The organism is Brevibacillus parabrevis, assembly GCF_003710905.1.
In the GTDB taxonomy this organism is placed as follows: Bacteria; Bacillota; Bacilli; order Brevibacillales; family Brevibacillaceae; genus Brevibacillus; species Brevibacillus parabrevis.
The window spans coordinates 1-25,261 of the sequence record NZ_RHHV01000003.1 but is presented as its reverse complement, the minus strand read 5'-3'; the positions used below and the strand labels follow the sequence as shown (position 1 = coordinate 25,261).

Below are 25,261 nucleotides of genomic sequence, written 5' to 3'. Positions count from 1 at the left end.
GAGGGGCTGCTCGGGCGCCTCAGTTTTTTTATGTTTTCTATCCTCGCAAAGTCTCGGCGTCGAGCGGAATCCGGAAGCAAAAGCACGTTCCTTTTCCCCGTTCGGAAATGACCTGCACTTCTCCGCCCAATCGCTCTACCTCTCGTTTGACAATCGGCAATCCCAAGCCTCTGCCCGAATAGATGTCTGCTTCTTCTTTTACACTGATCTGTTCTTCAAACAAGGAGCGTAGCCATTCTTCCTCTGTCCATCCTGCTCCAAAGCCTTGTTCCAGCCCATGCTGTTTGAGCTTTTCAAGGTCTACGCCTTTGCCGTCATCAGCTATGGTGATCAACAGCGAAGCATCCTCCTGCCAAATCCGGCAGCTGATCGTGCCTTTACTCGCCTTGCCGACCGCAAGCCGCTCACTTTCTGTTTCCAAACCGTGATCGATCGCGTTTGTAAAAACATGAACCAGGCTGCTCGCAAACGCCTCGAAGCGATCGTGATCCACCATGATCTCCTCCGCCTCCAGTCGAAGCGGAGCAACTGCTTTGTTCAGACGCTGGCCCAGTTCGACGACATAATCGTGATAGCGCTCGAACATGTCTTTGACTGGTTGCTGACGCAGCTCACGAACAAGCTGATCCACCCGGGCAGACAAGTCATCCGGCAACAAGTCTGTGACTTTGCTGATGAACTGCTCCCATCTGTCTCTTTCGATCGTCATGCCTTCCTCGACACTATCCAAAAAGTGATCGCCCAGCTTGTTGCGAATGATTTCCACGTCTTGCTGCATGGCTGCCTTGACTTGCTCAACAGGCAACTGATTGTGGAAAGCGTCGTCCATTCGCAGCCCTTGATGCTTTCCTTGCTCTAACAGCCACGTCTCCAAATCATGCAGCTTTTGCGGAGTCTCAATCAGATGGAACTGGCTGAAATCGCCTTTGAACTGATGAATTTGTTCCACCAGCTTGATCAGGCTTTCCGACTCCTCCATTCCTTCTGCGAAGTGCACTTTCCACCCTTCCGCAAAGAAAGTCGTGAAGGCGCGATACGCTTTTTGGAAAAGCGGCAAGCTTGTCGCCACAGTCAAAATCATGTTCAGCTTTTGCCATTCCTGCTCCATCTTGCTTTCCAGCGCTCTTTGCTCGCTCAAGTCAGTCAAAATCAGCATCAAACCTTCTGGCGAGTCACGCCGATCTTCGTGAATCGGTTTGCACTCCAGCTTGAGCGGCAGTTGGTTGATGCAAATTTCCGTAGGGAAGAGGCTTAAATAAAGCTCTTTTTGCCCCTGATCTTTTGTATCGAAATACTTTTCCAAAAGAGATTCGACAAACGCCTGCTCTTCCGGTCGATTCGGATACAGCAGACTGGCTACCGATTCCCCTGCCAGCTCTCTCCCGAACATCCGCAAACATTCCCGGCTGTACTCGGAATGGACAAGCATGTTTTTGGAAAACGACAGGAAGCCCTGGCCTGCATTGTTCAGCAAGTTTTTGTTCGCCTGCAACAGCGATTGAATCTCGGTCGTCCGTTCAGCGACGATCATCTCCAACGACTGGTTCCATTGTTCCAGCTGGTGATACAGGCGGGCATTTTCAATAAAGATCGCCATTTGCGAGAAGATCAGCCGCAGCGGCTCTGAGCGCTTTTCGTTGAAAACGTGCGTCGTCTCGTTGTTTTCCAGATAGATGACGCCGATCATCTTGCCCTGCTGCCACAGCGGCGAACACAAAATCGACTTGGGCTTGTTTTTCGTGATGTACGTGTCCCGGAAAAAGACGCCCTCTACGGAAGCATTGTGCAAAACGAGCATTTCTTCGGTGCGGATCGTGTAGTTCACTACGGCGACAGACAACATCCCGCTATGTTCATACGGCACCGATTGCATGATTTCCACATCGAGATCGACTGACCCCGCCGCTTCGATCACCCATTCGCTCTCGTTTTTCAGGATGAGAATCCCTTTCTCCGCTCCGGCATTGCTCATAACCGTCCGCAGCATCGTAGCCAAAAGCAGTTCCAGCCTGATCTCGCTCGCCATCGTCTGCGATGCCTTGATTACGCTCATCAGGTCGACGAGATCGGCCGACTGCTCTGTCGCAGCAAGCTCTGCCGATGCTTCCAGCCCTCTGCCGCGCTGCAACAGGTGCGGGTAGCGCTCCTCAATCTCCCTCGACTTCGCCAGAGCGCCCCACTGCATGTACGCCTCGTAAGCTTCGGTCATGTACACCCTGGCGATCGTTTCCATCCCCAGATCCAAATAATGATGGGCGGCAAGCTCTCCGGCAAGTGCCTCATTTTGCAAAAAGCCGTCCTTTTTCGCGAGTTGCAGCGCTTCGTCGTAAAGCTCGCCCGCCACCTGGCGCTCGCCGTTCACTCGCTTCCATTCGGCGCTCATCAGCAAGTATTTGTGCTGGAAGTTTTCCGGGCAATGGGCAGCCCAGCTCTTCATTTTTTTCAAATGAGTCTTGATCTTTTTCGCATAGCGGATTTGCTCCCGGCGGTTGACGCGCTTGTACAGCTTCGTCAATGCCAGGGCATGCATGAATACATGCTGGCTGACCAGCACCTGGCCGCTGACGGACTCCATCCATTGCTCCGCTTCGCTCAGCAGCTTCGATGCCTCCTCGTAGTTGCCGTACATGAGGTGGACCATTGATTTGTAAAAGTGGTACATGTACCGCTTGTAGCTGGTGCCTTCCGCCTGCAAGCTGTCTACGTATTGAGTCTCATCGAAGCTGTCCCGGCAAAATACCGTCTGCTCTGCTCCCGTCCAGTGCGTAAACGTATTCAACGCCTGGCGCAACAACAGAAGACGATCGTCATGATCGACTACTTTCATCTGACAAATCAGATCGGCATACTCTTCAATCTGCTGCTCCAATTCCTCCAAAGGCAGCCCGCAATAGAGCATGGCTTCCAGCAAACCGTGCGCGTTATACGCCGCATAGATGTTTCCTCCGCCGTCCATTCCGAGCTGAATGGCTTTTTTCAGCAGCGGGATGTTCGTTCGGGCGTGATCGCACCAATGGTTGATCAACAGGGCAAACGCGCCGTACGCCTTGGTCATGGCAATCGGGTCGGCAAAGCCATCGGCTACCCGGCAAGCCAGCTGTCCGAACTCATACGCCTCACGGTAATTGCCAAATTGCGTACCGAGCACAATCCCGTAGCCCGTGTATCCGTTGGCAGATGCAACCGCATTCCCGTGCACGAGCGACAAATGGAGCACCCGTAAAATCGTCAGGGCAAACCAGTTCGGATTGACGAAATACGAGGATGGTCCTGCATTGCTGATGATGCTCATCGCCATCTGGTAATTCTCTTCCGGCACATCTGGCAAGTACAGCAGCTCATCGATTTTGTGGCCTTTGAGCTTGCGCTTGATCTGCCACATTTCCTTGATAATATCTAACTTCCCGGGCTTGAAAGGAATGGGAACCTTGAGCAGTCCGAGCGCTTCACTGGCGATATCCACCACACGCGAAAAGTCGGCCAGACGGGTGTACATGTTAATTTGCAGCTCCAGGACGCGCACTCGCTCGCGGTTGGTCTTGGCGTGCGATAGCGCAAGGGAAAACAGCCGATTCGCATCTTCCATATGGTTGCACAAGTACGCTGTCTCGGCGTAGAGCGTGTACAGCTCCATCGACAGGTTGTGATGCTGGTCCCAGGCAGACTCCCCGAGGAACATCGTCCCGCGCTGAAAATACTGGAGGGCGGCGTCAAAGGCAGTAGAAGCCATCGCTTTTTGACCGGCAAGCAGGTGGCAATGAGCGACCTGGATCCTTTCCGCCGCATCCTCGATCATGTCCGCGCCCCGGTACATGTGCTCGCATATTTCAAACAGCAGCACCGACTCGTAGGAACCGGACATGTCCCATATCATTCTCCCGAGCTTGACGTGTGCCTGTTTCTGCTCCTCTTCCGAAAGCGAGGAGTAGGCAGCCTGCTGGATGCGGTCGTGCACAAAGCTGAACTGGATCGTCACTTGCGACAGGTTCTCCTCTTCCTCTATCGCCGCATAGCTCAAATACTCCGCGCCTTCCAGCGGATAGATCAGCCCTTCTTCCATGGCGGGCAAAATGTCCCGAATCGCTTCTGGCTCGTTCAAGCCCTGTGCTTTTGCCAGCATGCTCAAGTAAAAGGAGTTGCCCAGGCACGCCGCATAAGCCAACAGCTTCTGTGTCACCGCAGGCAAACGCCTTACTTTTTCCACGAGAAAATCTGCTACGTTCTCCGTTGTGTTGAGCTTCTCGATCTCTGCCAGCTCCCACTTCCAGCTCCGCTCCTCCGGGGAATACTGCAACAGATTTTGATCGTACAAAGACTTGATAAATTGTCTGGAGTAAAACGGGTTGCCTGCCGTTTTTCGCATCAAAATCATCGCAAGCGGCTTCGTAACTTCAAGTTCTGTATGCAGTGCATCGGCCAGCATGGCATTAATTTGCGTGAGCCGCAGCGGCAACAGTGTAATTTGCCGCAACATCCTGCTCTTGACCCCAGCTTCTGTCAAAATCGCGACCAGAGGATTGATCGCTCCCCCATCCTGCTCGCGATAGGAGCAAACGAGCAGAAAATAGCTGAGCGGCAAGTCGGCGACAAGCTCGCGGATCAAAAACAGCGAAGAAGAATCGGCCCATTGCAGGTCGTCGAGAAACAACACTAACGGGTGCTCCGGTCTGGCCCAGATGCGAATAAATCTTTGCATGACCAGTTGAAAACGGTTTTTGGCCTCCGCCGCAGGCAGCTCCGGCACAGGCGGCTGCTTGCCGATCACAGCCACCAGTTGAGGAATGACATCCACGATGACCTGACCAAGCCCTTGCATCGCTTCGAGAATCGTCGCCCGCCACGTCGCAAGCTCTCTCTCATTGCCTGCCAAAAGCTGCTTGATCAAGTCCTGAAAGATTTGAATGATCGCGGAATAAGGCACGCCTTGACGATACTGGTCAAACTTGCCGGAAATAAACCGTCCTCTGCCTTTGAGGAAAACTTTTTGCGCCTCAAACACGAGAGCAGATTTCCCCACGCCCGCGCTGCCGCTCAACATGACCATGCGCGATGCTCCGTTCGACACTTCCTCAAACGTATCGATCAGCATCTGGATTTCCTGTTCCCGGCCGTAGAGCTTTTCCGGTATGTGCAAACGGTCAGCGCGGTCATGCTGCGCCAGTGGAAAGTGACCGATCGTTTCGTTTTTGGCAAGCTGGTCGAGACATTGCTGCAAGTCAGCCACCAGTCCAGCCATACTGAAATAACGGTCTTCCGTATTTTTGGACAAACACTTCATCACGATATCCGACAAAATTTGCGGAATGGACGGCTTTACTTGCGAAGGCGCCATCGGCTTTCGGGCCATGTGGGCATGAACCAGCTCAAGCATGTCCGACGTAAGAAAAGGCGGCTTCCCGGTCAAAAGCTCGTAAATCGTCACGCCAAACGAGTAAATATCTGTCCGGTAGTCCACCGTCCGATTCATCCTGCCGGTCTGCTCAGGCGATACGTAGCGCAGATTTCCCCGCCATTCTTTCGGGTTCATCACGCCTTGATATTCCTGATATCGCCTCGTCGCCAAGCCAAAGTTGATCAGCTTGACCTCGTACGTATCCGGGTGGATCAGTATATGAGCGGGATTGATGTCTTTGTGGATTATTCGCTGCTGATGAATTTCCTCGATGCATGTAGCGATGCGGATCGAAATGGTCAGGATGTCTTTTAGCGACAGCTCTTTCATTTTGCTCAGCAAGGAGAGCGGCACTCCCCCGAAGTCTTCCGTGATCAGCGCAGTCTCCCGATTGTGATCAATCAATTCGACAGCATTCTCCACCGCGTATGATTCGAGAGATTGCAAGATGCGGTACTCGTGTTTCAGTCTCCAAAGCGACTCCTTGTGCGTGGGACCCTCACGTGGCTTTTTAATGATGACGGGCAGGTTATCGCTGTTTCTGAACCCACGATAAAATCCCATATTTGAATGCGTCGAGAGAAACTCTGTCACTCTGTATCCTGGAATCACGATCATGCCGCTCATACTATCCACTCCATCTAGGTAGAACATCCTATCATTTATGTTGTTGCTTCAGGTCAAATAATCTATATTGAATATATATTCTGTCATAAACTGCTATTTTTCTACTAATACTTATGGAGGTATCTCTATGGCAAAGTTGAGTCGTAGCGTAAGTAACCCTTACACCAATGAGACAGTCACTTTTCTGAAAACAACAGAAGAAACCAAGGGGGAATATTTGCTTTTCCGAACAGACCTGCCGCCTGACAATGGAATTTTTCTACATTATCATACCGAACTTACGGAAACCTTTGAAGGGATAAGCGGAAATTTAGAGGTAACAATTGACGGAAAAAAAATCATTTTGAAGCCGGGAGAGACTTTGGACATCCCTCGCGACCATATTCACGGCTTTTACAATCCTTCAAAAGAGTTCATCAGCTTCACCGCGGAAATCCGTCCTGCCGGCACTTTCGAGTCGTTTGTCCGTTGCGGATACGGCCTGGATACGGACGGTCGCAGCTTCTACATGCCATTTTTGAAGCAGTACCTGCCTAAAAACATTTTGCTCTTGGGCACTCTGTTCAAAATGGGGGAATTTTATGTTCCCTACCTGCCTCTTTTCCTGCAAAAAGCGCTGTTCGGTTTACTGGCAAAGCTGGCGCATTGGACAGGCGCCGACAAGTCGCTGGAAAAATACTACATCGGCACTGTCGAAGACGCCCTGCCCGAGCAACCGCTGCAAAAAACACCCTGACTGTTCATTCCAGTAGGGTGTCTGCAAATGTTGATTCTTTTCACACATTCCTAGCTCATCGAGCACTACCGGTTCAGTGATTGAATTTGCCTTGATACCTCCATGATAGCAAAACACTGTACCTATTTCCAATGCTTCAAATTTTTTCTAGGACTGATTTACCAGTTTGCTCTCGCTAAACAAACCGGGAAATCAGTCCTGTTTCCCAATGAAAGCACGTTCAGCCAGGCAGCATGTCTCTATGGCGCCGTCGGCTTATCCGTACTCTCTAGGTCTTGCGTTCCGTTTTCTGCTGTTTTTTGTCGAACGGGCTGAATATGCGGCTCCTCCAGCATGAGTCGGTAGGCGGGAACGTATTCGGCCTGGACCACATCCGGGACGGGCTGCTCAGTCACCGGCTTTTCCTGCGGAAGCTCCGGCTCCGTCAGCGGCTTCTGCTGCGAGAGCATGTACCCTGCCACGGCGCCTGCCCCCATCAGGACGACGACAGCGGAAAGCATCAGCTTTTTGTGCCGAAACAGCTTGGCTAACGGGTTGGCTGTCTCGCTGCGCACCTCTTCAAGCAGTTTGCGAAAATCGGCATGACGTAACGCGGACCAGCGCTTGCGCCATTCTTTGTTGCGCAGCCTTTCAGCCTTGTTTTCCAGAAAAAGCTGCCTGAGAGCAAGTCGATAGGCTGGCAACAGCTGCTTTCCTTCGAAAAACAGTCGCTGTGCCAACGTCCATTGCACAAACGAGAACAGCGTTTCTTCCCCGCCGTGTTTTTGGACAAAGTCGAGCATCTCGGTGAACTGAAAGCCGTCCTGGCCAAAGCGGTCTTCATGGTAAAAGACGAGCGGCACGTGCGCGAAGTCTTCCGTATCGAGTGGCGAAGCCAGCATGTTTTGAATGATTCGCTGCTGGATTCTCACCTCTTCTCGCTCCCACTTGCGGAAAAACTCGGTCGGGTGCAAAACCCCCTTCGTTTCCCGCAGTTGGGCTACATTCATGAGCATCTCCTGCTTTTGCCTGCTCGCTACGTCCAGCGTGCCGAAGAAGCTTTGCGGCTTTTCCTCCAGGAGCGCGATCATCTTCTGAAAGTCGTCTCTCGACAGCTTCTCCAGGTCAATCAGCTTCAAAAGCGACTTGTCCAGCTCGTCCAACAGTGAATCAGCAAGGTTTCGCGCGCCGTCCAGGTTATCGAAAAACTGGTGAATGGCTATTGCGGTATCCAGCTTGCTTTTTTCACGCGCGAACAAGCGAAGCAACTTCTCGGTCGTCTCTGCCGCGAAAAAGGCATGGCGCATCGCTTCCGGGGCCATCTGCGCCCAAAAGCGGATTTCTCCCAGCATGCCGTCCATCGTCGTCACAGCCGCAAGCCGCTCGCTGAAATACCGTTCGAACAGCGACTTGATCAATGGCTCGGATTGAAAAATCGTCTTCATCGTCATGCCAAATAGCTCAGGGCTGGCAGCCAGATGCTTGAACACGTCCGACAAAAGCCCGCGCTGTCCCGCTGCTTGCGCTCTCATCAGCACATTCAGCAAGTAGCGAACCATGTCCACGCGCAGACGATCCTGCTTGCTCGCATCACTTGATTCGATCATCTGCCGGATCGTCTCGCCGTCGGGCAGCTTCTTCTCGGCAAGCGCTTCTACCTCGATGCGAAACAGCAACAGTTGCAAATCATGCAGCCGCTTGTTTTTCGCAAGACCAGGGTGGCGCAAATAACTCACCAGCGCCTGCCATACCCCTGCCCGATTTTTTTCATAGACAGCCGTCCGTCCTTTTTCGATCAAGTAGAGGGCACACAGCTCGTAATACGTGCGCAACTGCAAAGCCAGCGACTGATCAGCCCCCGCAAGCACTTCCTCGCAAAACGAATGGAATTGGGCAAGATCCTGCGGCTCCTTCACATTTTCCCAGGCAAAATCGAGATATTCGTGTCCGCCATCCTGCAAGTCGACATTTTGCACCCGTCCAAGCGCCAGATCAAACAAAAAGTCCTTGTCGCTATGTCCGCCGCCCGGGCGAATGCTGCCTTTTTCCACGAACATGACGTGAATATGCTTCTTGCTTTGCGGCTCGCTGCTGTATGTGAGAAAGCCAAAATGTCTGCGCAGCTCGTAAGGCAAGCAGTTGTACAATACTTCCAGCAGTTGGCTTGCCCTGGTTGCGGCTTCGCTGATGTCGACATCGAGACTGATGAACACCTTTTTCTTCGCTGTGAGCGAGGTCATGACGGCATAAAGCAGCTGTTTGAAAAGCCGCTCGTCAATCCCGAGCTGCCCAAGCAGCCGCTTCCGGTCAACCGTCAAGTCTGGCTGCCCTGGAAGATCGTCTACAGCAGGCAAGTCTTTGCCGTGCGCGTCATCGTGGCTGCTCGCGAACGAGCGCACCCCGAAAACTTTCTCCGGCTTCGCAATAAACTCGTCCCGTCGCGCGGCAGGAATGACGTAGTTGTGGCTGAAAAACGTATTTCGCTGGCCGGTAAAATCAGCTCCGACAAACACGCTTCTGCCCAGAACCATCTCTCCCGACTCTGCGTGAAAGCAAACGAGTGCTTCCGGGTAGGAAGACAGCTCGCCCTCCCCCCGCTCCTGAAGCTGTCTGGGCGCATCGTATACGCAAAAAGGGTGCAGTGTCTTCTTGATAAATTGGTTGTCCAGCCCCGGCGTCCTGGCCACGGTATCGTAGCCTTCGTTTGAACGGAAAACACCCTGTCGCCCGCGTGTGTAGTATTGCTGCAAAATGGGCTGACGGTTCACTACCGCTCCCTCCCCTCGATGTAATCAAGCTGATGCATCAACCAGATAAACGGCTCGTCCACACGGATTGGTGTCACGACACCGCTCACCTTTTGATTGACCGGATTGCTGCCCAGCGCTGATACAGCGAAGTAGGCCGTATTGGTAAAGTAGACCTCCAGCGCGTCTTTGAACGGCCGATCCACTTTCTCGATAAAACGGCTGATTTCCCCGTTGATGTTCTCAAACTCAGCCGTGTTCAAATATTCCTCATGCACGAAATTGCGGAACACGTTGCTGTTGGACTTGATATACTCGCCGTCCTCTTCCTTGATCAGATGCAGCATATCGCTTTTCGTCAGCACCACAGCTGTCGGAATATCCGTCTTGCTTTGCTCCTGGTAGCCAATGAAGTTCTCAAACAAGGTGATGACAACCTCGCGCGGCTCGTCGTATCGCGCGGTGAACTCGCCCGGTTCATCCCCGGCTCTGAGCATGACGCGGTCACGAATCGTCCTGATTTGCAACGGATCGACGAGAAACAGGATGCCGGACGAATTTTTCACGTGGGCGGCATACAGCTCCAAATACTCGCGATCGACCATTCCTTCACCGGCAACGTCGAAAAAGACGAGAATCAACGGTGCCTTCTGGCTGTCCTTGAAAATGAACTGAAAAATGAACGGCTCCTGCCGCTTCTCTTTTTGCGTGGAATCGAGAAGCTGGCCGCGCTCGAACAGCGGCGCTTCATAGTTCTCGCGGAACTTCCGGCTGATTTGGGCATTGAGCGGCATGCAGGCAGCCTGGAAGCGGTTCGCTGTCGAGTTTTGCAGCGTATGGATCAGAGACGTCATATAAACCGATTTGCCCACCTGGGAAGCTCCGACAATCGAGATGATGTTGCTCGGCGCTTTGCCTGCTGTAATCGGCAGCTCATTGTGGCACTTGGGGCACAGTCTGCGCTTGGAAACCATCCCGTACCGATCGGTGACACCGACGAGCACCTGATCGACATACAGATGATTTTCCGGCGGAATCGACTCCGGATCGATGACCGCCTCCAACTCGTCGATGGCATCCAGACCGAATTTGTCCCGGTACGCATTGAGAATCTCGTCTTCTTGCAGGGCGTAGTCCTCGTCGTCCTGACGGTAGTGGGTTGCCCGGAACACCACCTCTTCAGGGCCGTATTTGGCAAAGCAGTACGGGCAGACGATATCGTAAAAAGGCAACCGCTCGTTCACTTGCGGCTTTTTCTCAAACATGTTTTTCAAAAACGACAGCATGGCTTCATCCTCCTATTCAGGAATCAGTTCGTACATTTCCCCGTATTTTTTCCCGTCCGTAAAAAAGAGGCGGATGACGTCCGTTTTCCTGACCTCGATTTCTGGCAGCAGATTAACCCCTGGAGCCAAATCCCGAATAAACGGGTACTGCATTCCGTCATCCTTGTGAGCAGGTGGAGAGCCTTCCTTTTTCACATAGCACAAAACGTCTTTGGCAATCGGTATCTCCGAAAAAATCCGGATTTGCAAGGCTTGCTGCTTGCGAAACCAGCTACCGCTGCGCTTGAATGAGTAGTAGATTTTTGCCTTCCCCGTACTGACATGAATCACATGAGCGTCACCTTGCGGAACAAGCAGGATCGGCTTGCCGTTTTCCAGGCGGCAAGGAAAGATGCGATACGTGTACCTGCCGATGCCATCCGCCTTTTCACACAGCCCTTTGTGCACCTTGTACTCCTCGCGCGTGTACAGCTTCCATTCGTGCGCTTCGATCAAGCTGACATCAAACGGCGCGCCGAACAAAGACTTGTGCACATAGACGCAAGGGACGTCTTGCCCCCAATGCCAGTTCAGCACGAAGTCACTCCCCTGCTGCTGGCACGTGACGTTTTTGATCAAGGCTTCCGTTGTTTCCTCCCGATTGATCATCGTTCATCATGCTCCCTTTACAGATCAAACCGCTTGCTCTCGCCTCTTGCTCCCAAAGCGCGCGGGCTTTGCTGTGTCGCCATTCTCCGCCGTTGAAAAGACGAGCCGCCACTGGCCGCAGCCGGTATGAACAGCGTAAACAGCGTCAAAATGACGGCAAGTACGGCGCAGGCGATCAGGCGCACCACGACATCCAGCAAGTAAATCGAGGACAGCCCCATTTCCAGTACAAGCCCCGCCAGCAGGCCGGACACCGCGCCGCCAATAATAAAGCTTTTCGCCAAATGACGATTGTCAAAAATCAGTCCCAAAGCCAAGCCGAGCAAACCGCCGATGATCAGCAAGCTGACCACGCGCAAAATCGCGTACACCGTGCTTTGTGCGGTTGCTCCCGTCCGTTCGAGAACGAGATTGCGATCTTGTCTGCTCATATCGTAAATCTGGCCGAAGATGCCCGTCATTTCGTCAGCGTGCTCGACGTTGAAATAACGGCCCCCGGTTTCAGCGGCAATTTGCTCCAAAAGACGCGTACCGTCCGCGTCCATCTGGCTCATTCCGACCGTATGGACGATCACCTGATGCTGCTTGAAAGGCGCCAGTGCAGCAGGAATATCCAGGCTGGTGTATCCGTCCGACATCAGCACAACCGTGCTGTTCTCGACTTGCTGGGCCGCGAGAAGCTGGTCAAGGCCCGCCTTCAACGCCAGATCGATGCTCGTTCCCCCATCTGTGCGGGGAAAATTCAACAGCTTTTGCACGACATCGTCCTTGGTTGCCTGGCTGCTCAGTGCTACGAGCGGCTGCAACACTTGTGTCTGATCGTTAAACGTGACGACAGCAATCTTCATGTCGCTGTCCATTTTTTGCACCATGTCCGCAGCAGCCTTGAACAGCTGGTTGTCCGGGTCAGACTGCTGCATGCTGCCAGAGGTGTCCAGCAGCATGACGATGTTGTTCGCTCCGCTCGATACTTGAAAAGACGAGCCGTACAGCAATTGGAGCAGCATCGCCACGACACCTACCATGACAAAGGTGCTCGGCACGAGCATTTTCCAGGAAAAGCCCAGATAGCGCTGCTTCCAGCCCAATCCGTTCAAACGCGGCGAGATCATTTCTGCGAGCAGGCACATCAACCCTACGAAAAAAGCATATTGACCAAAATAAAGTCCAATTAACAGCCAGTGCGCCATCTCGCCAGCCAGACGCTCCAGAATGACTTCTCCTACAAAAAAACCGATGACGCCGCCCACCAGACTGCAAACAACCATGAGCAGGCTCAGCTTCCTCTGACTCATGACGTTCCCTCCTCTCCCACGCGGCCAAATACAAAGCCGCTCTCCTCATAGGAGGAGTGGTACTTCTTGTTGTTGCGGTAAAACATCAAATCCTCCACGCCGAATCCACCCATCAGGTTCATTTTTTCTATCCCGCTTTTTTGCTCTTCGTGGATGCAACCTTGCTTGTAGGTTCTGTTGCCTTCATCCTGACGCAGCACGTACTGGACGAAGTCGTTGTGAATATCCGCGAACAAATACTTTTCCTCGTAACGGTGCTTTTGCAGAAAATGAAACACTTCGATATGAACCGCTGCCCGCTGTTCCAGCACTTGCGACAAGTCCAAAAACAAATCGTCACGGGTCAGGACTGTCCGGTTATCGTAAGCAGCTCCCACATTGGCCCGCGCAAGCAGCTCTGCTTCAAAAGACAGGGCAAACGGCGAGCGGGTCAAAATCTCGTTGCGGCAAAACTGGCACAAACGCTCCACCAGACCGGCTATCCGGTTTTGGAACAAAAGAGCGCCACTGCCGATGTAGCGCTGCTCCATGTAAAATCCGCTGCCTTTTGCTGCTTCCAGCGAGCGCATCGTGTCGCGGACGACGGACTCGTAATACTCGTCCACGTTTTTCCCCAAGTAATCGGTCGCTTCCCGAACGCTTGCCTGGGCGATCTCGCGCAGTTGCCTTTGCAACCCTTCCAGTTGCTCGACCTGTTCCCCGATCTGCCTGTGAATCGCCTCTGCCTGTCGCTCGTAGTCAACCAGCATGGCAAGCAAAAGCTCCCATTCCAGCAGTTCCAGCTTCTTGTCATAGACGACTTGCAGCAGATGGCGCGTAAACGTACGAACACGCTCCTTGTCCCGGGTGAAAAAACCGCCTAACCGAATGTCCTGGCGATCGACCCGCTGCTGATAAATCTCGTTCAACTCGGCACGGATCAACTCTACCTGACGGGCAGCTTCCCTGATTCCCGTTCGCAGCTCGTCCTGCAAATTCGCTCCGTTGGCCAGTTCCGCTGTCAGCTGGTAGGCGGCATACAAGCCGAAGCGCTCATCTGCCACGATCTGATCCTGAATTACATCCGCCAAAGGCTCTTGCGCAAGCATCCGCTCCAGCCTGGCCTTCGCGTCGGAAGCGATATTCGCTTCAAAAAAGGCTTGGCTGCTGCCATCGAACAGCGCCAGCTCCGCTTCGCGCATCGTCATGCCTGCCAGCTCCCCATAGCTGATCCCCGACGTCATCAGCCCCGACATTTCCTCCAGCACGTGTGGATCAGGCAAAATCGCCGCCATTTTGCGCTCCAGCTCATGCGCTGACAGCCCCAGCTTTTCCCGCGCCTTTGTTTTCGGAACAAGCTCGCCCTCTCTCAACTGCTCCCAATAGCGGTCAAACACAGCCGCAAGCACGGTCAGCGCGATCGCATGCGTCGGCCGCTTCACTTTGGACAAGCCTGCTGTGGCAAACCTGGTCGCAGAGCCGTCTCCTGCCATATTGCGAATGAATTGCAGCTTGCTGTAGCCCTCGTTGCCTTCGCTGAACTCATGTTCTGCCTTTTTGTTGTTCAAAAGCACCAGCTTGCTGACCAGCTCGTAATTTTCCTGCATGCCGCCCTCGATAAACAAGCCTTGCTCCGTCTTGTCACTGAGCAGATAGGCAATCGAGAACAACGGCGCCCGCTCGTGCTCGACGGGCAGCTTGACGAGATCTTCCGTCACAAGCAGACGCGACCGATAGCGGAAATCGCTGCTTTGATAATGGTTCAGCTCTTCCAAAAAGCTGACCGAGAGCGCCGAGGAAAAGCCGAATGCCTCCCCGTTGTTTCGCTCTTGCAACAAAACATACAGATCAGCAGACACGTTTTTGAACAGCTCATTCAAGTAGCTTTTCAGAAGCAATGTCAGCTCGGGCAAAAGAATGGCAGCAGGATCATCGGCCCGGGTCACGACAGCGATATTTACTTGCTGAAAGGCCGAAAACAGCTTGCCCATCTCGGCAACGCGCACGCTCGCCAGCTTCATGAGCTTGTTCAGCTCTACCTTCCCTGCTTCGTCTTGCAAAAAGCGTTCGTGAACGGAGGAACGCATCGTCTTTTTGTCGACATCGGCTTTGGGCAAACGACAACCAAGCACTTGCGGGTGCTCCCACGTCTGCTCCTGATAAGCATGGACGTAGAGAACGCCGCGGCTGTTCTGCCAGTCACGCTCATTGCTCACACAGACAGCTCGCAGCGCCTCCACGCACTTGTCCCCGACGAAGAGGAACAGCACGGGGTTTTGAATGCTCCGCTGTCCGTACCCGCTATCCAGCTGTCTTTGCAAATCTTCCACGTATTGGGTCGCGAACTCGTTAATCAAATCCCTCATGCTTCCTCCTTGCTTATTGCAGCGTTTTGCGCATGTCGTTTACTTTTGCCCAAACTTTTTTGTAGAACTGGTACATCTCTTCGCCATTCACATACTCGTCGCGGTCGTACTCCAGATCGTTTTTCACAGCCTGGAACGCCGTTGCAATCTCGTCCAGCTTATTCAGCAGCTGCTCGGTATTTTCTGCCGTCACAAACGCGTCGCTGCGCTTTGTCGCTTTGCGCTGGAGGGTCGCCATGCTTTTGTGGTCGAGCGCGCGGAATTTTTCATAGATGGCAAATTCCACGTGCTTGTTCACCTTCATCAAGTTGACGAACGGGTCCCACGCTTCCTCTTCTTCGTCCTTGTCGTAGACGTACAAGGCTCCGCGCTTGCAAATCGTGCCTGTGTAGAGCGCCTCGATATAGCGGGTCAAAATCTCTTCCTCGCCCTGGATGGCGTTGACGATCTGCTCCAGCTCCTGGATTTTCGCTTCGATTTCCGCGTATTTGCGGTCTTCTTCTTCCAGCAGGCGAATCAGTTGCGGCGAGCGAATCAAGTTTTCCTTCGCCAGCTCTTTGTTGATGCTGCCGAAAATATCCCGCACCGTTTCTGCCGGAAGGCCGTCTCTCATGAAGCCTTTCAGCTCAGCCAATGCTCGCTTGATCTCGCCGGGACTCAGCTTGGCGTTGCCTCCCTGATGCTTGTCCAGAAAAGCGGCGACGGAGAACGGTTTGGTCACGACGCACTCATAGCGGTTGCTCGTCTTGCTGTCGTCGCCTTTTTCCCGGATGCTGCCGTAGCGCAGTCCGCGGGCAAACAGTTCCCGCACTTTGGCGTTGTAGGCTCTGATCCGGTCGTTTTGATAAGTGTCTCCCCACGATTTTTCCGGAATTGGCGACGGGAGGTACGCCCAGTTGTTCTTTTCGGTCTGCACGAGGTGGCGGCCAATGCCTTCCCGGTCGAGAATCGTGCGCTCATAGCTTTCTTCGTACACTTTCAGCGGCGTGTAGGCAAACAGCGGAACGCCGTTTTTCGTATTCAGCCAGAAAATCCGGTTTTTGACTTCGCTTTCTTTTACCGTGAACCGCGAACCGCTGATGGCTGTGTCCTGGTAGTTGCGGATTCCTTTCAAGATCGACGGTGCTTTCAACGGAACAGACACGAAGCCCCAGGAAGGGAAGTGCATGTTGCCGAGATTGTTGCTCAGGTGGAAGACCGGAATCGCTTCTTCGTCCAGCTTGCTGGCGATTTTGCGCTCCACGATGCGGTCAAGCGTCTCGTCCTGCCCGTATTTGATCACGAGGAACTCTTCCATCGACTTCGTAATCAGCTCGCCGAATTTCTCCGAGAGGAACTCCGAGATCGAGCTGACGATATCCAGCTCCTGTTCTTTTACCCACTTGTCGGAATGGCGGAGCAGCTCGCTCGTGAAGTCGCGGATCAGGTCCTCCGCATCCTTTTGCTCCAAAATGTTCCCGACTACTTTGGCAATGTCCGGCACACTGACGATGTTCCAGTAGTACGTTTTGTTGCCTGTGCGGTCACTCTCTTCCCCGCCGTTGATCAAAATGTCTCCGTTTTGCTCAAAAATCAGGTTGAGCGCGTTCAAAATCTCTGTGAACACGTTGTAAATGCGATTGTTTTCCGCATTCAGCAAACGGTGCAGCTCTTCGTAAAACTCGATCATTTGCTCCAGCTTCTCCTGATCGGCCAAAAGCTGGTACTCGTTAATTTTCGCTTCGATGTAGCTGTTTTTCTTTTTCTCCTTGGAGATAAAGGCGCTTCTCGCATCGCCGAGCTTTTCGTTGGCGTTCTCGCGCGCACCCTCAATCTCCCGCGGGTAGCTTTCCAGCGTCGCTTTCAGGCTCTCCACGTAAGAGAGGATCATTTTCATCAGGCAAAAGCCTTTGTCCGAATGAATCAGGCGGGACGCGTAAAACGGCCCTTGCTGCGGATGCAGGAAAACACGGGTAATCATTTCTCCGAACACGCCGATCATTTCGCCAGGCGTCTGCTTTTTGCATTTGATGTACGCTTCCCGCGCTTTTGCCAGGTAGCCTTGTTCCAGCTCATGATCGATGCTCACGACTTGCTGCGAAATGACGTTGCTGTAGTTCAGCCGTTCGCTGTTCTCATAGCCTGGCAACGGCTCTGGCACCCGCTCTTCGAATTTGCGGGAAATCGAATCGATATCAATGCCGAGCTTGCGGGCGAATTTCTCCGCATCCTCTTGCGTCGGAGCGACCTGGAACATTTTCTCCATCTTTTTGAACAAGCGGTATGCGAGATACGTCGTCATTTCCTCAATCGGCAAAACAGCGGAGGAAGCGCCGATGACGTTGTATTGGTAGTTGGCCGCGTACGATTTTGGCATCTGGTTGATGTTCGTACGGATGTTGCTGATGTAGTCGTGAATCGCAAATTCTTCGCCTGAGCGCTTTTCTTCGCTCGCCATGAAGTTCGTAATGTTCTCGGCGGTGACGTTCATGCAGTAGTCGTAGGCGTTTTCCAGCGCTTTGCCCTCAAGGTTGGTCGCCGAAATCAAGTGGCACAGGTTGAACGGCGGCATCGGCGACTGGACGGTCAGGACACTGCCGTATTGCTGACGGAAACGCTCCTGGCGCTCGTCCGCATTCATCCAGTAATCAAGCTCTTTCAGAGCCGCGTAGCCGTTTTTCATGATGTAGTCGCGCGTGTGCGAGCTAAGGCTTTTGTTCGACAAATTGACGTCCGGCGTAAACAGATAGCCGAGCGTGTTGACCTTGTCTACTCCCGCACTGCCGAAATCCCGCTCCAAAATCCCGCGCACGATGTAGGCGATATCGAGGAAACAGCCGCTGCCCGTTCCGCCGGACAGACCGCTCAACAGGAAGACCGTCAGCTTTTTGTTCGTGCCCTCGCAAAGCATTTTGATTTTTTTCTCGATCGTTTGCACGACTTGCGTGATTTTCGTGAACAGCAGCAATCGTCCTGCCTGGCGCACACCGGACGCACCGCTGATCCCGTCCGTAATCGTCAGCTCCGGCGAGAGCCAGTCCGTGATGTACGGCTCCAGAATGCTGCGGTTTTGCAGCACGCCGCCGATTTCCGGGTTGGACAAAAGCACAAACTCGGTCACCGGATCGAGCCCGATGCCTTTGTACTTTTTGTTGCGGTCGTGCTCGTTCGTCTCAAACGCGATAAATTCGATATTGTCCGGCTTCTCCTTGCGCTTTTTCGAAAGCGCGTCTACCGGCAGCTTGAAGCGTCTGTTCACCTGGTACTTCAAGCGCAGCAGCGCATCGATGCCTGTACCACCCAGACCGATGACGAGCATCGGGTTGTCGATGGTGTCTACACGTATTTTGTCACTGACGATACCGCCGCCAAGCGATACGTCCAATTGTTGGATATGCTCTCTCACTACTGCTTTCATGTTTGATCCACTCCTAGACGATGTAGTCTACAAAAACGGACTTGTTGACATTCGTTAATGAAATTTTGATGCGGTCGTTCTTCTTCAGTTCCTTGCCCCGGCTGACGTCGAGCACGCGCCCTGCCTTTTCGATCCGGCAGGTGGAGCGATTTTCGATGATCAGCGTGTCATTTTTTCCGGGCAAAAAGATGACTTTGTCAGTCTCTGCAAACTCCGGTGCGAGTTGCAGCAGTTGGTGAAGCTTCACTTTTCCTTTGAACGCGCTCAGTTTTTTGTACTGCGGACTGGATTTCTCTCCGGTATCCTCGTCCACGATCTCGATGGCGATCTGTCCCGCGAAGCCTTTGTTGGCCTTGCGCCAGATTGCCCAGGCGTACAAGCCGCCGCCAACCAGCAGGAGAAGAACCCCTGCACCTCCTAGTACGGTCAGCCACGGAAATGGTTTCGACTCAGCGGCTGGGCTGGTCGTAGTCGGCTGCTGTGTCGTTGCTCCCGTGCCTGTCTTTGCTGCATCAATCGCAATCGGCTTCGTCTCGCGATAAAAACTGCTGTCTTCCGCCTTGATTTTCAGTTCGTACGAATGGTCGGCAGGAATGGTGAAGCTTCCTTCAAACCCGCTTCCCGTGTTCTGCAAAGCCTGCTCACTCGTCTTGTTATCTGTCTTGTCCGTCACGATCAACGTAGCCTTCATCGGCTTGTACAAATCCGGGCTGGCAAGCTTTTGGCCGTTGGACTCCAGTGCTGCCTTGATCGGAACAACATCCCCTGCCTTGAAGCTGGTTGCCTTGATTGGCTCCGCCGCAAGCTGCAAGTCGTAGTTGAAGATCAGGTTGATGTCGATTTTTTCCTTTGGCACGCCTTTTACTTGCAGCTTCCAGTCTCCCTGCTGCGGCTTCACCAGCTTGAGCATGGTGTACGCGTTCGACTTGGACAAACGCACTTCATTAGACGGGATCGGCACTTGTTTGCCGCTTGGATCGAACAGCTTCACTTCTACTGCTTTTCCAGACATGATGGAAATGTTTGCTTCCATGACGCTTGCGTTTGGAATGGAAATCGGGACTTCCTGGGTCTGGCCGTTCGCCGTGAAACTTTTCACCGGAACGACTTTCAGCTTCAAATGATTGGCAAAAATTTCACTTAATATTTGCGGGAGCTTGTCCGCTGTGCTTGTTTCGAAAAATTTACCATTCGTCTCTGTAGCAATTTGCTGCAAGGTCGTCCGGTTGAGCTGTCCATCCGCATTCAGCCCGATGGTGTAAATCGGATAGCCCTTCGCTTTTGCCGCTTTCACTGCCTCTTGCAGCTCCTGATCCGATTGGGACTGCGTCCTGCCAGAAGCCTTGTTCAAAAAGTTGTTGCCGTCCGCCAGCAAGACAATGATCGGGGCATTTGCCGGATCATGCCCTGCATCGAGAATTTTCACCGCCTCCGTCACTCCTACGGAAATATCGGTGTACGCTCCTTTTTGCAGACTGTCGATGAACGCTTTGATGTCCTTCTTGTCTTCCTCGGAATTAACTTGAATCAGCGCTTTTTCACGCTCGATTTTGTCGGTATACGAGACGACACCGATTTTGTTCGCCTGAATGGACGTCATGTCGACGAACATTTTCATTGCTTCATTGCTTACCTTGTTTTTGTCGCTTTGTGTCATCGAATTGCTGACATCGACGACCAGTACAGCGTCCATGTTGTTTCCGACGGTTTGCGCGTAGCCGGGATGAGCGCTCCAGATGACTGTGACAAACAGAAACATGAGACACAGCGCGTATCGATACCACATGCCAAAACGTAACTTTTTCATGGGAACCCCTCTTGCATACAGAATTTAAGCACTATTGCAAACGAAGAAAGACTGTGACACTATTACCACTAGATTGAAGAGTAGTGAAAAAGTAGTAGATAATTGCTTGTCCTCCTACTCGTAATACGATACGACGTGATTCTTTGTTACAGATTTCGACACTTTCATGAGGGAGAATTTTTATGTTAACTTACTTTCTTCTCTTTGCCGCTTTTTTGCTGCTGGCAGTGCGCTTTTTCAAGCTGCTGCGACTGAAACGGCGCAATCTCTCGGCAGCCGAAATCGACCAGCATCTGCATCGCTTGTTAAACGAGAAGAGGAATCAGCCATGAAAAAACGAATCGGTGTCCAATTCCGAAAAACCCGCAAAACAAAGCACGCTTTTGAACGAATCCAGGCCTGCAAGCGATGCCATACTTACCACGTGCTGTGGGATACGCACTGCGAGACATGCAGACGAGCGTACACTCCTGTGCGGGAAGTATCTGCTGCCGTGACTCGCCGGTATGTTCAGACACGCTTTTTGCTTCTGGGCTTGTTCGTCTGCCTCGCGATTCTCTGTGCCACGACTCTGACGGAGATCGCCATTGCCATAGGCGTTGGTCTGCTTTTTGTCTGCCTGTTTTTCGTTATCCAAAAAAAGTACGGCTCTTATGAAAAGGACGCTCAGCTGCAAACCTTTTTCAGCCAGGAGGAAGAAGCTCTGAAAAAATCGTTTCTCTACCACCTGGAACAAGTAGGCGCTGACGTCAAAGCAGGACAGATCAAGGAAGCCTACGAAAAAACACGGGAAATCGGCTACTTCGTTGACTCTGATACGATTAAAATTCGCAAAATCATGTTTCTGAACCATTTTGTGCTGCGAAAAGACATGGAGCTTGAGCTGGAAACACTCATCCCATCGACTTATGACAAAGACTTTATGGAATATTTGCGTGAAGTAGTCAAAGTACAGCCATCGCTCGTCAAAAAAGCGGTGCTCGATTATGTCAGGCGCTACAAAGCGCAAATTTTGCTGCTCGAAAACGGCGAGCAACTGATTGGACAAGTGGCTGGTGCGGCGCTGCGGATGAGAGCGTATGTGGAAGAGTATCAAGATTTGATCATCGAGTTTATCGATTATTTGCCGCGTGAGCGACTGCTGCGACTCGCCAAAATGATCAGGGACCATCGCAACGAGAACTGGGAACAATTATACCATTTTGCTAAAAACAGGGTGGATACTCATTTTGCATTTGACCCTGACTTTAAAGGAGTATTGTGAGGGAGCAGCCTTTGATGAAAATATCCTCCTATCAAAAATCGCTCTTTGTCCGAAATGCAGCGCTCGTCCTGTTTTCGCTCGCACTTGTCGCTGTCTGCGTCAAATTGGCGCTCGGCTACAGGCAGATTGCGCTGTACGATCAGGCGAAATCCTTTTATGACGCCAATCAATTGCTTCAAGCCGAGGAAAGCTTTTCCCGTGCCAGCGACATGGCGACGCTATCGTACGGAGACGAAGAGTGGACTGTTGTCTTGACCCGGTTGAGCGCCATGCGCCGTGAACTGGAGGAGCTTCAGCAAAAATTGCAGACGGCCATAATGGGTAAGCAGGACGAGAACGTGCTTGCTGCCTATCGGATTTACCAGACGATGCGGGAAAAGTACAACGGCACGGCAGGCACAGCCTCTGCCTTTTTTCAGCAGTTCACTGCGCAGATCAACCTGGAGAAAAAGTTGGCCGACTACTATCAGCAGGCGCTGCAACAGGCGAAGGCGCAGTCCAAGGAAAATTTGGAGAAGCAAAGCTATCGGGACGAGTCCTTTATCGACACGCTGATCGCCATTCCTGACGAGTATTACGGTGGAAAACAGGCGAAACAGGACGAGCTGCTTGCGCTTTTTGCCGACTATGAAAAAGCGAAGCTGCGTGCTTTGATTGCCAATGCCTCTTTTGACGAAGTAATCACGCGAACAGCGTCGAGCTTGCGCCACTACGCGCAGCAAGGTGTCGATGCAAGCTGGTTGCTTACCCGGTTGGAAAAATACGCGAAGGACGAATTGAGAGAAGCGATTCGCAAGCAAGACCTTGCCGCCTTCGTCGACATGGCTGCGGCGTACCGCAAAATCGGGGATGTCCTCCCCACCGATTCGCCGACGCTCGAAGCGATCAGCAAGCAAGTGGAAGCCTACTTCAAGCAGGCCGAGCAATTGGTCAAAGCGCACAAGTTTCAAAAAGCGATTGAGCTGTATCAGCAACTGAATCCGTTGCAGGATATAAGCAAGCTGGTGAGCGAAGTAGAGAATCGCTGGCTCGATTACGATCCCGGCCACATGCTGGAAGCGAAATATCCAGACAAGCTTTTTACCAAAATCATCTCCGGCACTGAGCTGTGGGGAGCCAAGCTCTACGCTTTCGGACTCGTGGAAGCAGACCAGCGTCTCTATCTGGCAGCGAAAATGCCAAATGACTCCCTGCTCTATCTGGAGCAGCCGCTCGAAGTCGACATGAAATCGGCTACCGCCAAGCTGGCGAGTGAGCTTGGAGCGGAGAAAGCTCCGTTGATTTTCGTGCAATCGGCCGGAAAAGAACGCCCATTTGCCTATGTCGGACTGCTGCCGGAGTTGTCCGCGGAAAAGTTGACACGGGTGTTTTTCGCAGAGGCAGATGATTTCGGCGTGGAAGATCGCGAGCATGTCGTTTTGAAAAATGCGGTCGGCAAAGGCGAGAAAGAATACGCCTTGTTCAAATTGACCAGGGATGGCCTTGAGTATATTTCCAAGCTGGCAGACATGCTCCCGGACAGCACGGACTCCGGGACTAGCGAGCCTGATGATGCTTCGTCGGTCGATCAGGGCGCGAGTGAGGGTGAACAAACGGATAACAGCTCTTCGTCCCAGACCATCCAGGTGTATGCAGGGCCAGGCCAAGAGTATCCGGTCATCGGTCAGGTAGCAAAAGACGCGCCGCCTCAGCCTGTCGAGGAGATGAACGGCTGGTATCGGATTGAGTTTGACGGAAAAGACGGGTGGATTCCCGCCGGAAAGCCTGACTCCGCTCCCTCTCCGTAAGGAAGTGCCAGTGCCTCGCCTATCGAAAAAGAAACAGCTTCCATCGCACGCTCTGTAATGCGGTGGGAGCTTTCTATTTTTTCCGTTGAATCCACAATCAGATTATTCTATAATTGCTCCTTAGTTCTTTGTTCACTTTTGGAAACAGCGAGGAGACCCACCATGTTTGGCATCGTTCATTATGAAGCGTTCTTGCTCACAGCAATCATGTTAAATCTGATCCCCGGCACTGACACGATGTACATTATTTCGCGCAGCATTGCCCAGGGACGACGGGCGGGAATCCAGTCTGTGTTCGGGATATTGACGGGCTCGCTGATCCACACGCTGCTCGCAGCCTTTGGTTTGTCCATGCTTTTGGCGCAGTCGCTTTTGCTTTTTACCATCGTTAAAATTCTCGGTGTCGCCTATCTTGTCTATCTCGGCGTTCGCATGTTCCTGACCAAAGAGCCTCTGTCGATGGATCGTGCCGCCACGCAGCACGCCAACACCGAGAAAGTGTATTGGCAAGGTGTTCTCACCAGTCTGACCAATCCGAAGGTTGCTTTGTTTTTCATTGCCTTCCTTCCGCAGTTTGTCAGTACGTCAGACGCCGGGGCGCTGCCTTTTCTCCTGCTTGGCCTGACTTTTACCGTAACAGGCGGAATCTGGTGCAGCATCATCGCGCTTTTCGCGTCATTTGCCACCGCAAAATTGCGCAGCAATCCGAAGATTTCTGTGGTATTGAACAAGCTCACAGGAGTTGTCTTCATCGGAATGGGATTGAACTTGCTGCGTGCTAAAGCTACTCCGTAAAAGTGAATGTTTTTTGCTAACAAAACCAACTGCCAAGTCGGGCTGGAGCCTTTCTCCGCCCGGCTTTTTTGTGCTGTAGAGAATTTGTATAGGGCGGAAATTTACTATGGGTTCAGGCATTTTTTTCTACTTCCTTGCATGGCGCAAACCGGGCAGCTTTTTTGAACCCGACAACTTTGTACGAAAAGATGCCATCGCTGGAACGGGCTCGCAAACGAGACAGGAAAGGAGTGAGTATGCACACAGGCATGGCTAACGAAGGGGGATAGACAAGTGCGGGTACTCGTTGGCATTGGATTTATCCTCGCAGGCTTGGCTTTTCTTTTCTACCCGCAATGGGAGTTGGAACGGCACGATCAAAAACAAAAACAACTCATCTACGCTTTCGAGCAGATGGGTAGCGTAAGCGAGCATGTACCAGCAGAAAAAACCACTGCGCCAACTGCTCAGACTTCTGCGCCCGCTGCCTTGCTTGCAGGGGCCAAAGGCGTGATCCGGATTCCTAAAATTGACTTGGAAATGATAATTTTTGCAGGCGCAGATTCCCTGGTTCTGAATAAAGGGGCCGGGATGATCGAGCCGGATAAGGAATTTGGAAAAAACAACGTCGGGCTGGCAGGGCATCGCGGAGCAACACGCGGCAAGCAGTTCAATCGGCTGGATGAGCTGGCGCCGAATGATGAAATCGACATTCAAACGAAAACAGCCAACTACCGTTTTGTCATCGTCAAAACGTTTGTCGTCGATCGCACTCAAGTAGAGGTGCTGGACGATCAGGCAGAGCCATTGCTCACCTTGGTCACCTGCACGCCTGTCGGAGCGAAAAACCCGCGGGAGCGATTGATCGTGCAGGCGAAGCTTTCCGCGAAAAGTTGACGATGATGCAACCAACCATCCATGCCGGGCAGCATTGGTTTTCTCTTCTGGCAGTGCTTTTTTAAATGACAGGAGGAGCTTATGCGAAGGAAATCTTGGATAGTTGTTGTGGCCTTCTTGCTCATTGTGCAAAGCCTTTTTGACATGGCAACAACAGCTCATGCGGCATCAAATGGGCAAGTTGCAACCACAGCAGATGATGGAACGGGCACGAATCCGGGGGATGGCTCCGGTGCGAATCCCGGTGACGGCTCTGGTACCAACCCAGGCGACGGCTCTG

The 25,261-nt window shown here is 52.5% G+C and carries 14 protein-coding genes; 6 read left to right on the top strand and 8 right to left on the bottom strand.

Annotated features, from left to right (window positions below; all coding sequences use genetic code 11):
- Positions 1-37: 37 nt before the first annotated feature.
- Entirely contained in the window at positions 38-6,019 is a 5,982-nt protein-coding gene (locus tag EDM60_RS01700) for an AAA family ATPase (protein WP_122962418.1), read from the bottom strand.
- A gap of 127 nt (positions 6,020-6,146) precedes the next feature.
- Between EDM60_RS01700 and EDM60_RS01695 the strand changes: the two genes are divergently transcribed.
- Positions 6,147-6,755, top strand: coding sequence for a cupin domain-containing protein (locus tag EDM60_RS01695; protein WP_122962417.1), 609 nt, complete (start codon positions 6,147-6,149; stop codon positions 6,753-6,755).
- A gap of 239 nt (positions 6,756-6,994) precedes the next feature.
- Here the strand turns inward: EDM60_RS01695 and EDM60_RS01690 are convergent, their stop codons facing one another.
- Genes EDM60_RS01690 through EDM60_RS01660 form a run of 7 tightly spaced genes read right to left on the bottom strand, consistent with a single transcriptional unit; the run spans position 6,995 to position 20,259 of the window.
- On the bottom strand, positions 6,995-9,502 hold the full coding sequence (locus tag EDM60_RS01690) for a GAP1-N2 domain-containing protein (RefSeq protein WP_122962416.1): 2,508 nt from the start codon (positions 9,500-9,502) through the stop codon (positions 6,995-6,997).
- Positions 9,502-10,767 (bottom strand): TRAFAC clade GTPase domain-containing protein, encoded by a 1,266-nt coding sequence (locus EDM60_RS01685; RefSeq protein WP_122962415.1) that lies wholly within the window; start codon positions 10,765-10,767, stop codon positions 9,502-9,504. The genes EDM60_RS01690 and EDM60_RS01685 overlap by 1 nt, the downstream gene beginning before the upstream one ends.
- A gap of 12 nt (positions 10,768-10,779) precedes the next feature.
- Positions 10,780-11,415 carry a beta-mannanase gene (locus EDM60_RS01680; RefSeq protein ID WP_122962414.1) on the bottom strand — a complete coding sequence of 212 codons (636 nt, stop codon included), beginning with the start codon at positions 11,413-11,415 and terminating at the stop codon, positions 10,780-10,782.
- Between the two features lie 17 nt (positions 11,416-11,432).
- Positions 11,433-12,710, bottom strand: coding sequence for a vWA domain-containing protein (locus tag EDM60_RS01675; protein WP_122962413.1), 1,278 nt, complete (start codon positions 12,708-12,710; stop codon positions 11,433-11,435).
- Positions 12,707-15,055: a hypothetical protein gene (locus EDM60_RS01670; RefSeq protein ID WP_122962412.1), complete on the bottom strand. Its 2,349-nt coding sequence runs from the start codon at positions 15,053-15,055 to the stop codon at positions 12,707-12,709. Before EDM60_RS01670 ends, EDM60_RS01675 begins: the two co-directional genes overlap by 4 nt.
- Before the next feature lie 13 nt (positions 15,056-15,068).
- The gene (locus EDM60_RS01665) at positions 15,069-18,452 is read right to left on the bottom strand and encodes a tubulin-like doman-containing protein (protein ID WP_122962411.1); all 3,384 of its coding nucleotides are present in this window, start codon (positions 18,450-18,452) and stop codon (positions 15,069-15,071) included.
- Positions 18,453-18,465: 13 nt separating this feature from the next.
- Positions 18,466-20,259, bottom strand: coding sequence for a vWA domain-containing protein (locus EDM60_RS01660; RefSeq protein WP_122962410.1), 1,794 nt, complete (start codon positions 20,257-20,259; stop codon positions 18,466-18,468).
- A gap of 182 nt (positions 20,260-20,441) precedes the next feature.
- On the opposite strand from EDM60_RS01660, the gene EDM60_RS28445 reads away from it, so the two are divergent.
- The 5 genes from EDM60_RS28445 (at position 20,442) to EDM60_RS01640 (ending at position 24,981) form a co-directional block, all read left to right on the top strand.
- Positions 20,442-20,591, top strand: coding sequence for a hypothetical protein (locus EDM60_RS28445; protein ID WP_007778284.1), 150 nt, complete (start codon positions 20,442-20,444; stop codon positions 20,589-20,591).
- The gene (locus tag EDM60_RS01655) at positions 20,588-21,523 is read left to right on the top strand and encodes a hypothetical protein (RefSeq protein ID WP_122962409.1); all 936 of its coding nucleotides are present in this window, start codon (positions 20,588-20,590) and stop codon (positions 21,521-21,523) included. Before EDM60_RS28445 ends, EDM60_RS01655 begins: the two co-directional genes overlap by 4 nt.
- 14 nt (positions 21,524-21,537) lie before the next feature.
- Entirely contained in the window at positions 21,538-23,310 is a 1,773-nt protein-coding gene (locus tag EDM60_RS01650; RefSeq protein ID WP_122962651.1) for an SH3 domain-containing protein, read from the top strand.
- A 162-nt stretch (positions 23,311-23,472) separates the two neighbouring features.
- Positions 23,473-24,105 carry a LysE family translocator gene (locus EDM60_RS01645; protein ID WP_122962408.1) on the top strand — a complete coding sequence of 211 codons (633 nt, stop codon included), beginning with the start codon at positions 23,473-23,475 and terminating at the stop codon, positions 24,103-24,105.
- Positions 24,106-24,378: 273 nt separating this feature from the next.
- Positions 24,379-24,981, top strand: a complete 603-nt coding sequence (locus EDM60_RS01640) for a class D sortase (RefSeq protein ID WP_122962407.1) — start codon at positions 24,379-24,381, stop codon at positions 24,979-24,981.
- Positions 24,982-25,261: the final 280 nt, after the last annotated feature.